Consider the following 14,339-nt stretch of genomic DNA (forward strand, 5'->3'; position numbering starts at 1 on the left):
GCATCATGATCCTCGGACTGACCATTCCCCAATTCACGACATTGCACGTTGCCTTGAGCCTCATAGGCATCGTAACCGGATTGATCGCCCTGCCCGCTTATGCGGCAGGGCGATGGATGCCGCGCATGATGGCGCTGTTTCTCGTCACCACGCTCGCCACAACGCTCACCGGCTTCCTGTTTCCAATCGGCAACTTCACACCGGCACTCGGCGTCGGCATCATCTCGACCATCATTCTGGCGGTCGCGCTGGTCGCGCTTTACGGATACGGTCTCAATGGCAGGGCGCGAACTGTTTATTCGATCACCGCCACGATGGGCCTTTATCTGAATATGTTCGTGCTGATCGTTCAGTCCTTTCTCAAGGTCGAGGCACTGAACGCACTGGCTCCGAACGGCAACGAACCACCATTCCTTGTCGCCCAACTCGCCCTGCTTGTTGCGGCAATCTGTCTTGGCTGGAAAGCGACGCGCCGCAAGCTTTTAGCCTGAAGCCAGCCCCCGCCCACACTCACCTGCGGGCTTCCCGGAAAAGCACACTTGCTCGATCCCCTTCGGGCAAGCTTGTGATTTCGTCGCGAACACAGGAAATCGCCACCTCTGAAATTTTCTCTTCCGTCTGTTGCCGCCGAACAATATACATTATATGATAACGTATATTAATTTAGAACAACAGGAGAAACCGATGAGTGCCGTGAGGATCAACGAACGTCTGACGGTCGCAGGCCAGCCGGATATCTCCGACTTTTCATCGCTTTCCGATCAGGGCTACAAAAGCATCATCAATGCCCGGCCGGATGGCGAAGAGCCCGGCCAGCCGGGCAATGAACATGAAAAAAGCGCCGCCAATGCTGCGGGTCTTGCCTACAGTTTCATTCCGGTCAATGGCCCGACTATTACCGAAGCCGATATTCGTGCCTTTCAGCAGACGATGACCGAGGCAAAAGGCCCCGTATTTGCCCATTGCAAGGGTGGAGCGCGAGCACTGACCCTCTATGTGCTTGGCGAAGCGCTGGACGGGCGCATGAAACAAAGCGAGATCGCGACTTTCGGCCAACAGCATGGTTTCGATCTTTCCGGCGCCGTCCGCTGGCTGGAGCGGCAGGCTGCGGCAAAGCCGCACGTCAAGGCTTTCTTCGATCCGAGCACATCGAGCGTGCAATATGTCGTTTCCGACCCCGCAACCCGGCGCTGCGCCATCATCGATCCGGTCTACGATTTCGACGAGAAATCGGGGGCGACCGGCACGGTGAATGCCGATGCCATTCTGGCCCATGTCAAGGAGCAACGCCTGGCGGTGGAATGGGTTCTAGACACGCATCCGCATGCCGACCATTTTTCCGCCGCCCACTATCTCAGCCAAAGAACCGGCGCGAAAACGGCAATCGGCGCCAAGGTCACCGGTGTGCAGCGGCTGTGGCAGGAGAAATATAACTGGCCCGATCTTGAAACAGACGGCTCGCAATGGGACAGGCTGTTTGAAGCGGGAGACCGGTTCAACATCGGCTCGCTGGAAGTTCGCGTGCTGTTTTCACCCGGACATACGCTCGCCTCCGTAACCTACGTGGTGGGCGACGCCGCATTCGTGCATGACACTCTTTTCATGCCTGATTCCGGCACGGCGCGCGCCGATTTTCCAGGCGGCAGCGCCAGAGAACTCTGGGCATCCATTCAGGACATCCTCGCCCTTCCCGACGAAACGCGGCTTTTCACCGGACACGACTATCAACCCGGTGGCCGCGCGCCCAAATGGGAAAGCACTGTTGGAGAACAGAAAAGCGGCAATCCGCATCTGGCTGGCATGACAGAGGAAGGCTTCATCCAGCTGCGCGAGGCGCGGGATCGCACCTTGCCGATGCCGAAGCTCATTCTGCACGCCTTGCAGGTGAATATCCGTGGCGGCCGCCTGCCGGAGCCGGGGGCCAATGGCAAACGTTATCTGAAGTTCCCGCTTGACGTGCTGGGGAGCAGCACATGGTAAAGGAAAACATGCGGAAACAGATACCTGATATCACCGAAATCCCGCTTGCCGAGATGGAGGAACGCGCAGTCGAGGTCGCCATACTCTTGAAGACACTTGCCCATCCCGCGCGGCTGATGCTCGCCTGCACGCTGGCGCAGGGGGAGTTTTCCGTTGGCGAGCTGGAAGCCAAGCTGGATATCCGCCAGCCCACACTTTCCCAGCAACTTGGGGTTTTGCGTGAGGCGGGCGTTGTTGAAACGCGGCGCGAGGCCAAACAGATCTTCTACCGGTTAACTGAGGAAAAAGCGGCGCAGCTGATCGAGGCTCTCTATACCATCTTCTGTGCGCCGGAGGAAAACCCGTGACAGCCTATTGGCCCTCTCTGTTCGGCGGTATGCTGCTCGGCCTCGCGAGTATTCTTCTGTTTCTCTTTAACGGCCGCATCGCCGGTATCAGCGGCATCCTGGGCAATGTGCTCGGCAAGGAACGGCGCTTGACGGATGTGGCCTTCGTCGCAGGTTTGCTGACAGGCCCCTATCTTTACGCCGCCGCATTCGGCCGCTTTCCCGCGCTCACCATATCTGCACCCTGGCCGCTGATCGTCATTGCTGGGCTGCTGGTGGGGTTCGGTACGCGCATGGGATCCGGCTGCACATCCGGCCATGGCATCATGGGTCTTGCGCGATTTTCCCGGCGCTCCATCACCGCCACTGCCATCTTCCTGATCACCGGTATCCTTGCCGCGACGATAACCGGAGCGCTGTCATGAAAAATCAGGTCATGGCGCGTTTCGTGGTGGCACTTGCGGCCGGGGCACTGTTCGGATTTGGCCTCTCCCTGTCCGGCATGATCGATCCTGCCCGCGTTTCAGGCTTTCTCGACGTGGCAAGCGGCCATTGGGATCCGAGCCTGATGTTCGTTCTCGGCGGTGCGGTTTTGGTCGCCGTGCCGGGCGTTCTGTTGTGCCGTTTCCTTGCCAAACCAGTTCTCAGTGCGGAATTTCACCTTGCCGCCAAAACTCGGGTCGACGCGCCGTTGGTTGTGGGCTCGGCTATTTTCGGCGCAGGCTGGGGGTTTGCCGGTTTCTGCCCCGGCCCGGCAATATCGGCGCTTGCTCTCGGCCTAATACCGGTCATTCTCTTCGTTTGCGCCATGATCGCCGGCATGCTCGTTCACGACCGAATCTACGCCAAACGGTAGGCATTTCCGCCTGGCCTGGACATGCGCGAGAGCAGCATGCTCTCGCGCATCGTCGCCGGATTACAGGTCGATCAGGCTTTTGCCCGTCATTTCCGCAGGCAGCGGCACATTCATCAATTGCAGCAGCGTGGGAGCGACATCGGCAAGGATACCGTCATGCAGCTTCGCGCCTTCAGGTCCGCCGAACAGGATCACCGGCACCGGATTGGTGGTGTGCGCGGTGTGCGGGCCACCGGTTACCGGGTCGACCATGGTTTCACAATTACCGTGGTCGGCAATCACCAGCATGGCGCCGCCAACCTTTTCCAGAGCGGCAACGACTGAGGCGAGCCCCCGGTCCACGGCTTCGCAAGCCTTGATCGCGGCTTGCAGATCGCCGGTATGGCCCACCATGTCGGGATTGGCGTAATTGGTGACGATGAGATTGTAACCCTTGCCGATCGCCTCGACGAATTTCTCCGTCACCTCAGGCGCGCTCATTTCCGGCTGCAGATCGTAGGTCGCAACCTTGGGAGACTTCGGCATGAAGCGGTCTTCGCCCACTTCAGGTTCTTCCTTGCCACCATTCAGGAAGAAAGTGACATGCGGATATTTTTCCGTCTCGGCCAGACGAAACTGCCGCAGACCCTGCTTGGCAACCCAGGCACCCAACGTATTTTCGATATCGCGCTTAGGGTAAGCCGTCGTCATGAAGGTCGCAAGTTTGGTGGAATATTCCACCATTCCAAGCAGCGCCGAAAGCACTGGCTTTTCACGCACGAACCCGTCGAAATCGTCCGCACCGATGGCAAGCAGGATTTCACGAGCGCGGTCGGCACGGAAATTCAGGCAGAAGAGACCGTCGCCGGATTTGAAGCCTTCGTAACCACCGATGACCGTTGGCAGGATGAATTCGTCCGTAACATCATTTTTGTAGCTTGCGGCAACGGCGCTCACCGCGTCCGGCGCATGTTCGCCCCGGCCGAGAACCATGGCGTCATAGGCCTTTTCAACACGCTCCCAGCGATTATCGCGGTCCATCGCATAATAACGGCCGATCACCGTGCCGATGCTGGCGCCTTGCGGCAGGCTTGCCGCAAATGCGGCGACGAAGCCCTCTGCGGACTGCGGCGCGACATCGCGACCATCGGTGATGGCGTGCACGACGACCTTCAAACCCAGATCGGTCAGCAGCTTCACCGCCGCCCGACCGTGGACGATGTGGCCGTGAACGCCGCCATCGGAAACGACGCACATCACATGCGCCACGCCGCCCGCAGCCTTCACCTTGGCGGCGAAATCGAGCATCGCAGCATTCCTGAAAAAGCTGCCGTCTTCGATAGCCAGATCGATCTGGCCAAGATCCATGGCGACGATGCGACCGGCGCCGATATTGGTGTGTCCAACTTCCGAATTGCCCATTTGCCCGGTGGGCAGGCCGACATTCGGGCCGAAGGTGGTCAGCCGCGCATTCGGGCAGGTGGCGAAAAGCCGATCCATGGTGGGCGTGTTTGCCAGTACTGGCGCATTGCTGGACGTGTCCTCGCTCAGTCCCCAGCCATCGAGAATAGTCAGGACAACGGGTTTGGGAGTGCTCATGAAAGGACCTTCTTCTTCATTCGGTTGCCGACGAACAGCGAAGCGCTGGGCACCGGAGCGCCCCCGTCCGCCACTATGATCATGATGAGAAAACACGCTTCTCGTTCTTTCTCTTCTATACTCGAAGATGGCGAACGCAAGCCTATACCGACACCGAAACAGTTCCGTGAAGCTGAAGTGCTTCACGGAAGAAAATCCTTTTCGAACGAAGCTCAGCCGTCGATGAAGATCAGCGCCGGCTTTTCCAGCAGCGCCTTGATAGCCTGAATGAAGACGGCGGCATCCCAGCCGTCGACGACCCGGTGATCGAAACTGGAGGAGAGGTTCATCATCTTGCGCGGCACGAAACCGCTGCCATCCCAGACCGGTCGCGTCACGATCTTGTTCACGCCGATGATCGCCACCTCCGGGTGATTGATGATGGGCGTCGAAACGATACCGCCAAGGGGGCCAAGCGAGCTGATGGTGATGGTGGACCCCGTCAACTCGTCCCGTTGCGCGGCGCCGGTGCGCGCCGCCTCGGCCACGCGCACAACTTCAGCAGCACACTCCCAAAGGCCGAGCGCTTCCGTGTGGCGAACGACCGGGACCATCAGCCCCGTAGATGTCTGCGTGGCTATGCCGATATGCACCGCTTCGTAGTGACTGACGACCCCTTTTTCGTCATCGAAGGTGGCATTCATGCCGGAATGATCGGCGACCGTTTTCACAAGTGCGCGCATCAGGAACGGCAGGATCGTCAGTTTCGGCTGTCCTGACCGGCGGTTGCCATTCATGGTCGTGCGCAAATCCTCCAGATCGGTCACGTCGATTTCCTCGACGTAGGTGATGTGGGGAATGCGGGAGACGGAAAGCGTCATCTTCTCGGCGATCTTGCGCCTAAGCCCTGTCACCTTCACCTCTTCGACAGCGCTATCGCGGGAAGCTATCGGCGCAGCGGGCCGCTCAGATTGCGACCGTGCGGTCAGAAATGTATCGAGATCGGCGTGGGTGATATGCCCGTCCGGCCCTGTTCCCCTCACTTGTCCGAGATCGATATCGAGATCGTCGGCGCGCTGGCGAACGGCTGGCGACGCCAGAGGTTTATGGTGTTCCACCTCAGGGGAAGGCGGCGCATCCTGTATTTCGCGGGCGGGCTGGATTTCAGCCGCTGGCGGCTCTTCCGTCATGTCGGATGGCGCTTCCGGCTCGGTCACATCCGCGGGGGCAGCAGCAACAGCGGAGGCATTGGTTTCGATGCGCACCAGCGGTGCCTTAACCGCCACCGTATCACCCACCTCCGCTGCCAACCATGTGACGATGCCCGCAACCGGCGAGGGGATTTCAACCGTCGCCTTGTCGGTCATCACAGCGGCCAGCACCATATCCTCGTGCACGGAATCGCCGGGTTTGACGTTCCATTCCACCAGTTCGGCTTCCGCCACACCTTCGCCGACATCGGGCATAGTGATAACAAATTCCGCCATCTTCAGGCCTCCATGACTTCGACGAGGGCGCGCCCGACGCGGGCCGGCCCCGGAAAATAATCCCACTCCTGCGCGTGGGGATAAGGCGTATCCCAACCAGCCACACGGACGACCGGTGCTTCCAGATGATAGAAGCAGTGTTCCTGTACCAGCGAAACGACCTCCGCACCGAAGCCTGACGTGAGCGTCGCCTCATGCACCATGACGCAGCGACCGGTCTTGGCAACGGACTTCACGATGGTGTCCAGGTCGAGTGGCAAAAGGCTGCGCAGATCGATGATCTCGGCATCCACGCCCGTTTCTTCCGCTGCGGCGAGCGCAACATGCACCATGGTGCCGTAAGCGATGACAGTGACATCCTGCCCGGCGCGGCGGATTTCGGCCTTGCCGATCGGAATGGTGTAATGCCCTTCCGGCACCTCGCCCATTTCGTGCTTCGACCATGGCGTTACCGGCCGGTCGTGATGGCCGTCGAAGGGACCGTTATAGAGCCGCTTCGGCTCCAGAAACATCACCGGATCCGGGTCTTCGATCGAGGCGATAAGCAACCCCTTGGCGTCGTAAGGATTGGAGGGAACCACCACCTTTAGCCCGCAGACATGGGTAAAAAGCGCCTCCGGGCTCTGACTATGCGTCTGCCCGCCAAAAATGCCGCCGCCGGTCGGCATGCGCAAGACTATGGGGCAGGTGAAATCGCCATTGGAGCGATAACGAATGCGCGCCGCTTCCTGGGTGATCTGGTCATAAGCCGGGTACATGTAATCCGCGAACTGGATTTCGACACAGGGGCGCAGGCCATAAGCGGCCATGCCGATGGCCGTGCCGACAATGCCGGATTCGCTGATCGGCGCGTCGAAACAGCGGGTCTTGCCATATTTGCTCTGCAAGCCCTGCGTCGCACGAAACACGCCGCCGAAATAGCCCACATCCTCGCCGAATACCACCACATCGTCACTGCGCTCCATGGACACATCCATGGCGCTGCGGACGGCTTCGATCATCGTCATTCTTGTCATGTCTCACCACCCTGCCTTCTGGCGCTGGCGGGCGAGATGCGGCGGCATCTCGGCGTAAACGCCCTCGAAAATATCCTTCTTTGGCGGCTTGCGGCCCTCATGCAGCGTACCGTGGCTTTCCGCCTCACGCTGCGCCTCAAGCACCTCGTCGGCAATTTCCGCTTCCGCCTGCCGGTGCCGCTCCTCCGACCAGACGCCGCGCAGGATGAGATGTTTCTTCAACCGCAGAACCGGGTCACCCAGTGGCCATGCCTCGGACTCGGTCTTGGGGCGATAGGCGCTCGGATCGTCGGAAGTGGAATGCGCGCCGACACGGTAGGTCACATATTCGATCAGCGTCGGTCCGAGATTGCGCCGCGCCCGCTCCACCGCCCAGCGTGCCACGGCATAAACGGCGAGATAATCGTTGCCGTCGACCCGGAGCGCCGGAATGCCGAAGCCCAAACCCCGCGCGGCAAAAGTGCCGGAGCCACCACGCGCGATGCCCTGAAAGGTGGAAATGGCCCATTGGTTGTTGACGATGTTGAGGATGACCGGCGCCTTGTAGGTGGAGGCGAAGACGAGCGCCGAGTGGAAATCCGATTCCGCCGTTGAGCCGTCACCGATCCATGCTGCCGCGATCTTCGTATCGCCCTTGATGGCAGATGCCATCGCCCAGCCGACCGCCTGCACATATTGCGTGGCAAGATTGCCCGACACGGTGAAGAAGCCATGCTCCTTCGAGGAGTAAAGAACCGGCAATTGCCGCCCATGCAGCGGGTCCAGTTCGTTGGAATAGATCTGGTTCATCATGGTGACGAGCGGGTAATCGTCGGCGATCAGCAGACCCGCCTGCCGGTAGGTCGGGAAATTCATGTCGCCTTTGGAGAGCGCCTTGCGGAAGGCGCAACTGACCGCTTCCTCACCCAGATGCTGCATGTAAAAGGAGGTCTTGCCCTGCCGCTGTGCCATCAGCATGCGGGCATCGAAAGCCCGCAGCCGCATCATGTTCTTCAGGCCGACGAGCAAATCCTCATCCGAAAGCAGCCCGGCCCACGGGCCGACAGCCTCACCCTGATGATTGAGGACGCGGATGATGGAATAGGCCAGATCGCGCATGTCTTCAGGTGCTGCGTCCACCTCCGGGCGTGGCACGGAGCCGGCCTTGGGTATCTTCACATTGGAGAAATCCGGCTGGTCGCCTGGCCGCACCGCTGGTTCGGGAACATGCAGGCTGAGATGCGTGGTTTCGGTAATATCCATTCTACTCCTCCCATCGCCATCTCCTCCAGACGACGAAACAATTTTCAGAGGTTTCGCGCGATGACCATGCGCTGGACATCGCTGGTTCCCTCGTAAATCTGGCAGATGCGTACATCGCGATAGATCCGCTCCACCGGATAATCCGCCATGTAGCCGTAACCGCCGTGAATCTGGATGGCGTCCGAGCAGACACGCTCCGCCATTTCCGAGGCAAAGAGCTTTGCCATCGAGGCCTCCGAAAGGCAGGGCTCGCCCGCTTCCTTCAGCGCCGCCGCATGCAGCACCAGTTGCCGCGCCGCCGTTATGCGCGTTGCCATATCCGCAAGCCTGAACGCCACGGCCTGATGCTCGATGATGGCTTGCCCGAAGGCCTTGCGCTCGCGGGCATAATCCCGCGCCGCCTCGAAAGCCGCCTGCGCCATGCCAACCGCCTGTGCGGCAATGCCGATACGACCGCCTTCCAGATTGGCGAGCGCGATGCGATACCCCTGCCCCTCTTCACCGAGCCGCAATTCGGCTGGGACCGCCATGTCGGTAAAGGCAATCTGGCAGGTATCCGAAGAATGCAGACCGAGTTTTTCCTCGACCCTGATTACCTCGTAACCGGGCGTATCTGTCGGCACGATGAAGGCCGTGATACCTTTTTTGCCAGCAGCAGGATCGGTGACGGCGAAGACGATGACGACATCGCCATTCTTGCCCGACGTGATGAACTGTTTTGCGCCGTCGATGATATAGCGGTCGCCATCGCGCCGCGCTTTTGTCTTCAGATTGGAGGCGTCGGAGCCGGCCTGCGGTTCGGTCAGCGCAAAACCGCCGATCCATTCGCCGGAGGCGAGTTTGGGGAGGAAACGCTGCTTCTGCTCTTCCGTGCCGAATTTCAGGATCGGCACGCAGCCAACCGAATTGTGGACGCTCATGATGGTGGAACAGGCGCCGTCACCGGCAGCGATTTCCTCCAGCGCCAGGGCGTAGGCGACAGCACCGGTTTCCGACCCGCCATAGTCCTCCGAGACCAGCATGCCGAGAAAGCCGAGTTCACCCATTTCTTTCAGCTCGTCTTTCGGGAACCGGCTTTCCCGGTCGCGCGCGGAAGCGCCGGGGGCGAGCCGCTCGCGGGCGAAATCGCGGGCCATGTCCCTGATCTGTTGCTGAGCTTCGTTCAGGATCATCTCCGCCTCCCTTCAGTGCCGCTCGACCGCAAGCGCAGTCGCCTCGCCGCCGCCGATGCAGACGGCGGCAACGCCGCGTTTCAGTCCGTGACGCTGCAAAGCGGCCAGCAACGTGACGACGATGCGTGCACCGGAAGCCCCGATGGGATGGCCGAGCGCGCAGGCGCCGCCATGCACATTCACCTTCTCATGTGGCAGATCGAGATCACGCATGGCCGCCATCACCACAACCGCGAAACTCTCGTTGATTTCGAACAGATCGACATCCTTCGCCGACCAGCCGGTTTTTTCGAACAACTTTGTCATCGCGCCGATGGGAGCCGTCGGATATCTGGCGGGTGCATCCGCATGGGATGCCTGACCGATAATGGTCGCCAGCGGTGAAAGGCCTCGTCTTTCCGCTTCGGAACGGCGCGTGAGAACGAGAGCGGCTGCACCATCCGAGATAGAACTGGAATTCGCCGCCGTCACCGTTCCGCCGTCGCGAAAGGCGGGCTTCAGCTGCGGTATCTTTTCCGGCTTTGCCTTCCCCGGCAACTCGTCCACGCCATCATCGCCAACAGGCGCGATTTCCGCTTCGAACGCACCTTCCTCTATGGCGCGTCGTGCCCGTTCCAGTGAGGCGAGCGCAAAATCATCCTGCATCGCGCGAGTGAATTGGTAGGCTTCAGCGCAATCTTCAGCGAAAGCCCCCATCAATCTGCCCTTATCATAGGCGTCTTCGAGACCGTCGAGAAACATGTGGTCGGTGAGCTTTCCGTGGCCAAGACGATAGCCGTTGCGGGCGCGGTCCAGCAGATAGGGGGCGTTGCTCATGCTTTCCATGCCACCTGCAAGCACGATGGAAGAGCTTCCCGCCGCAAGCTGGTCATGTGCCAGCATGATCGCTTTCATGCCCGAGCCACACATCTTGTTGATCGTTGTTGCGCCAACCGAGTTGGGAATGGCGGCGGCTATCGCTGCCTGTCTGGCAGGAGCCTGTCCCTGCCCGGCTGAGAGCACGCAGCCCATCAGCACATCGTCAATGTCAGCGGAAGAAATTGCAGCCCGTTCGACGGCCGCGCGGATCGCCGCCGCCCCGAGATCGGACGCCGCCACCGATTTGAATTCGCCCTGGAACCCACCCATAGCAGTACGGGCGGCCCCGACGATAACGACAGGGTCATGCACAGCCAAATTCACCTCCCTTGGTCATCCTCCCACCGAGAGAACGACCGTCATCGCAATCTCCTCCAGACCGCGACTGACGTGAACGCTATCACTATCTCGAATTCATTTCAAAGCTATTTTGATTGACAGTTTTTTGATTGGCGATATCTTTGATCCAACAATTAGTCATATCATAGAGCAAATGATCCATGATTGAGCTCGACAGTTTCGACCAGAAGATTCTCCATGTGCTTGGCGATGACGGGCGTGTGAGCTGGCGCGATCTGGCGGCCCGGATCGGGCTTTCCTTCACGCCGACACTGCGCCGCGTGCGCAAGCTGGAAGAAGAAGGCATCATTCGCGGTTATACCGCCGTGTTCGATGAGAACCGGTTGCTCGGCAATATGGGCGTCTTCATTTCCGTCACGCTGGAACGGCAGATCAAGGAAGCGCTGACGACGTTCGAGCACCATGTCGCCTCCATTCCGGAAGTGGTGGGCGGCTACCAGACGAGCGGCAGTTCCGACTATCTCATTCATGCCATGGTGCGGGATCTACCGCATTATCAGCAGCTTCTGGATTTCCTGACCACGGTTCCCGGTGTGTCGCGCATCCAGTCCAATTTCGCCATCAAGACATTCGTGCGCCGTTCCGCCGCCTTCACCGGAGGTGACGCGCCATAAATGAGAGTTGCCAGCACGGAGGAGGTGCTGGCCGCTGACGAGAGGGACGGAGATAAAAGGCCGTCCGGAGGAGGAGACGCGATGAGTTTGAACCTCGCCGCCATTTTCGATGCCGATCTCGGCCCGGAAATCGCAGCATTGCGCGACAGCGCAAGAGCATTCGCCGACGATGAAATAGCGCCGCTCGCCGCAGAAATCGATCGCAACGATCAGTTTCCGCGCCAGCTCTGGCCGCGGATGGGTGAACTCGGTCTGCACGGCATTACCGTTTCGGAGGAATTCGGCGGTGCTGACATGGGCTATCTCGCTCATTGCGTGGCGATGGAGGAGATAAGCCGCGCTTCCGCGTCCATCGGCCTGTCCTTTGGCGCCCATTCCAACCTCTGCATCAACCAGATTCATCGCTGGGGAACGGAAGAGCAGAAGCGGCGATATCTGCCGAAGCTGGTGTCGGGCGAGCATGTCGGTTCGCTTGCAATGAGCGAGACGGAGGCCGGCTCGGATGTCGTCTCGATGCGGCTGAAGGCGGAACGTAAGGGCGATGTCTATGTGCTGAACGGCACAAAGATGTGGATCACCAACGGTCACGAGGCAGACACGCTGGTTGTCTATGCCAAGACGGACATGTCCGCCGGTGCGCGTGGCATCACGGCCTTTCTGATCGAGAAAAGCTTCAAGGGTTTTCGCCCCGCACAAAAACTCGACAAGCTTGGCATGCGCGGCTCACCCACCTCCGAACTGGTGTTTACGGATTGCGAGGTACCGGAGGAAAACATCCTCGGGCGTTTGAACGACGGCGTGACGGTATTGATGAGCGGGCTTGATTACGAACGCGCCGTTCTGGCTGCCGGCCCTGTTGGTATCATGCAGGCGGCTATCGATCTGGTGCTGCCCTATGCGCGCGAGCGCAAGCAATTCGGCAAGCCGATCGGCGAATTCCAGCTGGTGCAGGGAAAGCTTGCCGATATCTATTCGGCCATGAACGCCTCCCGCGCTTATGTCTATGCCGTGGCGCGCGCCTGCGACAATGGCCGCATCACAAGGCAGGATGCGGCAGGTGCGATCCTGTTTGCCGCCGAGCGGGCGACGCGAGTTGCACTGGATGCGATCCAGCTTCTCGGCGGTTCCGGCTATGTCAATGAAAGTCCGGCCGGGCGGCTGCTTCGGGACGCCAAGCTTTATGAAATCGGCGCGGGCACCAGCGAAATCCGCCGGATGCTGATCGGCCGCGAACTGGTCAAAGGCAACGGGTGAGGAATGCGATGAAGCTTACATCCAGTCTGAACCGCGATCCCACCTTTTCCGCCAACGTCACCTTCATGTCGGGCCTGGTGGATGACCTGCGGCAGCATGTCGAAAAAATCTCCAAGGGCGGCGGCGACAAGGCGCGCGAACGGCATCTGTCACGCGGCAAATTGCTTGCGCGCGACCGGATAGAGGCACTGCTCGATCCCGGCAGTCCGTTTCTCGAATTCTCGCAATTCGCAGCATACGAGGTCTACGACGAACCCGTTCCGGCCGCCGGCATCGTCACCGGCATCGGTCGGGTCGCAGGCCGTGAATGCGTCATCGTGGCCAATGACGCGACGGTGAAAGGCGGCACCTATTATCCGCTGACGGTCAAGAAACATCTGCGCGCGCAAGAGATCGCTGCCGACAACCACCTGCCCTGCATTTATCTGGTCGATTCCGGCGGTGCGAACCTTCCCAATCAGGACGAGGTTTTTCCGGACCGCGATCATTTCGGCCGCATATTCTACAATCAGGCCAATATGTCGGCGGCAGGCATCGCCCAGATCGCCGTGGTGATGGGAAGCTGTACGGCTGGCGGGGCCTATGTGCCTGCTATGAGCGACCAGTCCGTGATCGTCAAAAATCAGGGCACGATCTTCCTCGGCGGCCCGCCGCTGGTGAAGGCCGCAACGGGCGAAGTGGTGAGTGCGGAAGAACTGGGTGGCGCGGATGTGCATTCGCGGCAATCCGGCGTGACCGATCACTATGCCCACGATGACCGCCACGCGCTTTCGCTGACACGAAGGATCGTCTCCACCCTCAACCGCCGCAAACGGGTGGAGCCGGATATTCGCGAACCCGCAGAACCGCTTTATCCATCGGAGGAGCTTTACGGCATCGTGCCCACCGATACGCGCAAGCCTTTCGAGGTGCGCGAGATCATCGCGCGTCTGGTGGATGGTTCCGAATTCGACGAGTTCAAGGCGCTTTATGGCACGACGCTTGTGTGCGGTTTCGCCCATATCCACGGTTATCCCGTCGGCATCGTCGCCAATAACGGCATTCTGTTTTCGGAATCGGCGCTGAAGGGCGCGCATTTCATCGAACTCTGCTGCCAGCGTGGCATTCCCCTGGTTTTCCTGCAGAACATCACCGGCTTCATGGTCGGCAAGGCCTATGAGGCTGATGGTATCGCGAAGGATGGCGCCAAGCTCGTTACGGCCGTTGCATCGGCTAAAGTGCCGAAATTCACCGTCATTATCGGCGGCTCCTTCGGTGCGGGCAATTACGGCATGTGCGGGCGCGCCTATTCGCCGCGCTTTTTGTGGATGTGGCCTAATGCCCGCATTTCCGTCATGGGCGGCGAGCAGGCAGCATCCGTTATGGCGCAAATCCGGCGCGACGGCATCGAGGCGGATGGCCGCCACTGGTCCAAGGAGGGCGAGGAGGCGTTCAAACAGCCGATCCGGGAAAAATACGAGCGGGAAGGTCACCCCTATTATGCCAGTGCAAGGCTGTGGGACGATGGCATCATCGACCCGAAGGACACCCGCCTCGTGCTCGGCCTTGGCCTGTCGGCCGCGCTGAACGCGCCGATTGAACCCACCCGTTTCGGCATATTCAGGATGTGAGGCGACA

Annotated in this window: 14 protein-coding genes; 8 read left to right on the forward strand and 6 right to left on the reverse strand. The window is 60.0% G+C overall.

What is annotated here, in order from left to right; translation table 11 throughout:
* Window positions 1-5: 5 nt before the first annotated feature.
* The 5 genes from T18_RS10345 (at window position 6) to T18_RS10365 (ending at window position 3,162) form a co-directional block, all read left to right on the forward strand.
* Window positions 6-491: a hypothetical protein gene (locus tag T18_RS10345; protein WP_003511169.1), complete on the forward strand. Its 486-nt coding sequence runs from the start codon at window positions 6-8 to the stop codon at window positions 489-491.
* 193 nt (window positions 492-684) lie between these two features.
* Window positions 685-1,980: a bifunctional sulfur transferase/dioxygenase Blh gene (gene blh, locus T18_RS10350; RefSeq protein ID WP_038494144.1), complete on the forward strand. Its 1,296-nt coding sequence runs from the start codon at window positions 685-687 to the stop codon at window positions 1,978-1,980.
* Window positions 1,974-2,327 (forward strand): sulfite-sensing transcriptional repressor BigR, encoded by a 354-nt coding sequence (gene bigR, locus T18_RS10355; protein ID WP_003511171.1) that lies wholly within the window; start codon window positions 1,974-1,976, stop codon window positions 2,325-2,327. The genes blh and bigR overlap by 7 nt, the downstream gene beginning before the upstream one ends.
* Window positions 2,324-2,731 carry a YeeE/YedE family protein gene (locus T18_RS10360; protein WP_003511172.1) on the forward strand — a complete coding sequence of 136 codons (408 nt, stop codon included), beginning with the start codon at window positions 2,324-2,326 and terminating at the stop codon, window positions 2,729-2,731. The genes bigR and T18_RS10360 overlap by 4 nt, the downstream gene beginning before the upstream one ends.
* Window positions 2,728-3,162 carry a YeeE/YedE family protein gene (locus T18_RS10365; protein ID WP_003511173.1) on the forward strand — a complete coding sequence of 145 codons (435 nt, stop codon included), beginning with the start codon at window positions 2,728-2,730 and terminating at the stop codon, window positions 3,160-3,162. Before T18_RS10360 ends, T18_RS10365 begins: the two co-directional genes overlap by 4 nt.
* A 60-nt stretch (window positions 3,163-3,222) precedes the next feature.
* On the opposite strand, the gene gpmI is transcribed toward T18_RS10365, so the two are convergent.
* From gpmI to T18_RS10395, 6 genes are all read right to left on the reverse strand, one after another.
* The gene (gpmI, locus tag T18_RS10370) at window positions 3,223-4,740 is read right to left on the reverse strand and encodes a 2,3-bisphosphoglycerate-independent phosphoglycerate mutase (RefSeq protein WP_038494149.1); all 1,518 of its coding nucleotides are present in this window, start codon (window positions 4,738-4,740) and stop codon (window positions 3,223-3,225) included.
* Window positions 4,741-4,952: 212 nt separating this feature from the next.
* Window positions 4,953-6,206 carry a dihydrolipoamide acetyltransferase family protein gene (locus T18_RS10375; protein WP_003511175.1) on the reverse strand — a complete coding sequence of 418 codons (1,254 nt, stop codon included), beginning with the start codon at window positions 6,204-6,206 and terminating at the stop codon, window positions 4,953-4,955.
* 2 nt (window positions 6,207-6,208) lie between these two features.
* Complete coding sequence (locus T18_RS10380; RefSeq protein WP_003511176.1) at window positions 6,209-7,222, reverse strand: alpha-ketoacid dehydrogenase subunit beta; 1,014 nt, start codon at window positions 7,220-7,222, stop codon at window positions 6,209-6,211.
* Window positions 7,223-7,225: 3 nt separating this feature from the next.
* Complete coding sequence (locus tag T18_RS10385; RefSeq protein WP_003511177.1) at window positions 7,226-8,464, reverse strand: 3-methyl-2-oxobutanoate dehydrogenase (2-methylpropanoyl-transferring) subunit alpha; 1,239 nt, start codon at window positions 8,462-8,464, stop codon at window positions 7,226-7,228.
* Between the two features lie 44 nt (window positions 8,465-8,508).
* The gene (locus T18_RS10390; RefSeq protein WP_003511179.1) at window positions 8,509-9,636 is read right to left on the reverse strand and encodes an acyl-CoA dehydrogenase family protein; all 1,128 of its coding nucleotides are present in this window, start codon (window positions 9,634-9,636) and stop codon (window positions 8,509-8,511) included.
* A gap of 12 nt (window positions 9,637-9,648) precedes the next feature.
* Entirely contained in the window at window positions 9,649-10,764 is a 1,116-nt protein-coding gene (locus T18_RS10395; RefSeq protein ID WP_038494152.1) for an acetyl-CoA C-acyltransferase, read from the reverse strand.
* A gap of 230 nt (window positions 10,765-10,994) precedes the next feature.
* Between T18_RS10395 and T18_RS10400 the strand changes: the two genes are divergently transcribed.
* From T18_RS10400 to T18_RS10410, 3 genes are all read left to right on the forward strand, one after another.
* On the forward strand, window positions 10,995-11,468 hold the full coding sequence (locus T18_RS10400; RefSeq protein ID WP_003500312.1) for an Lrp/AsnC family transcriptional regulator: 474 nt from the start codon (window positions 10,995-10,997) through the stop codon (window positions 11,466-11,468).
* A gap of 81 nt (window positions 11,469-11,549) precedes the next feature.
* Window positions 11,550-12,722 (forward strand): isovaleryl-CoA dehydrogenase, encoded by a 1,173-nt coding sequence (locus tag T18_RS10405; protein WP_003511182.1) that lies wholly within the window; start codon window positions 11,550-11,552, stop codon window positions 12,720-12,722.
* An 8-nt stretch (window positions 12,723-12,730) separates the two neighbouring features.
* Entirely contained in the window at window positions 12,731-14,332 is a 1,602-nt protein-coding gene (locus tag T18_RS10410; protein WP_003511184.1) for a carboxyl transferase domain-containing protein, read from the forward strand.
* Window positions 14,333-14,339 lie beyond the last annotated feature (7 nt).

It is taken from the genome of Rhizobium sp. TBD182 (assembly GCF_001950375.1).
GTDB classification, from domain to species: domain Bacteria; phylum Pseudomonadota; class Alphaproteobacteria; order Rhizobiales; family Rhizobiaceae; genus Agrobacterium; species Agrobacterium tumefaciens.

Bases quoted from the DNA above. Each gene is read 5' to 3' on its own strand.
- T18_RS10395 (WP_038494152.1), bottom strand. From the start codon at position 10,764: ATGGGTGGGTTCCAGGGCGAATTCAAATCGGTGGCGGCGTCCGATCTC.
- T18_RS10400 (WP_003500312.1), top strand. From the start codon at position 10,995: ATGATTGAGCTCGACAGTTTCGACCAGAAGATTCTCCATGTGCTTGGC.
- blh (WP_038494144.1), top strand. From the start codon at position 685: ATGAGTGCCGTGAGGATCAACGAACGTCTGACGGTCGCAGGCCAGCCG.
- T18_RS10365 (WP_003511173.1), top strand. From the start codon at position 2,728: ATGAAAAATCAGGTCATGGCGCGTTTCGTGGTGGCACTTGCGGCCGGG.
- T18_RS10390 (WP_003511179.1), bottom strand. From the start codon at position 9,636: ATGATCCTGAACGAAGCTCAGCAACAGATCAGGGACATGGCCCGCGAT.
- T18_RS10375 (WP_003511175.1), bottom strand. From the start codon at position 6,206: ATGGCGGAATTTGTTATCACTATGCCCGATGTCGGCGAAGGTGTGGCG.
- T18_RS10345 (WP_003511169.1), top strand. From the start codon at position 6: ATGATCCTCGGACTGACCATTCCCCAATTCACGACATTGCACGTTGCC.
- T18_RS10380 (WP_003511176.1), bottom strand. From the start codon at position 7,222: ATGACAAGAATGACGATGATCGAAGCCGTCCGCAGCGCCATGGATGTG.
- T18_RS10410 (WP_003511184.1), top strand. From the start codon at position 12,731: ATGAAGCTTACATCCAGTCTGAACCGCGATCCCACCTTTTCCGCCAAC.
- gpmI (WP_038494149.1), bottom strand. From the start codon at position 4,740: ATGAGCACTCCCAAACCCGTTGTCCTGACTATTCTCGATGGCTGGGGA.
- T18_RS10385 (WP_003511177.1), bottom strand. From the start codon at position 8,464: ATGGATATTACCGAAACCACGCATCTCAGCCTGCATGTTCCCGAACCA.
- T18_RS10405 (WP_003511182.1), top strand. From the start codon at position 11,550: ATGAGTTTGAACCTCGCCGCCATTTTCGATGCCGATCTCGGCCCGGAA.
- bigR (WP_003511171.1), top strand. From the start codon at position 1,974: ATGGTAAAGGAAAACATGCGGAAACAGATACCTGATATCACCGAAATC.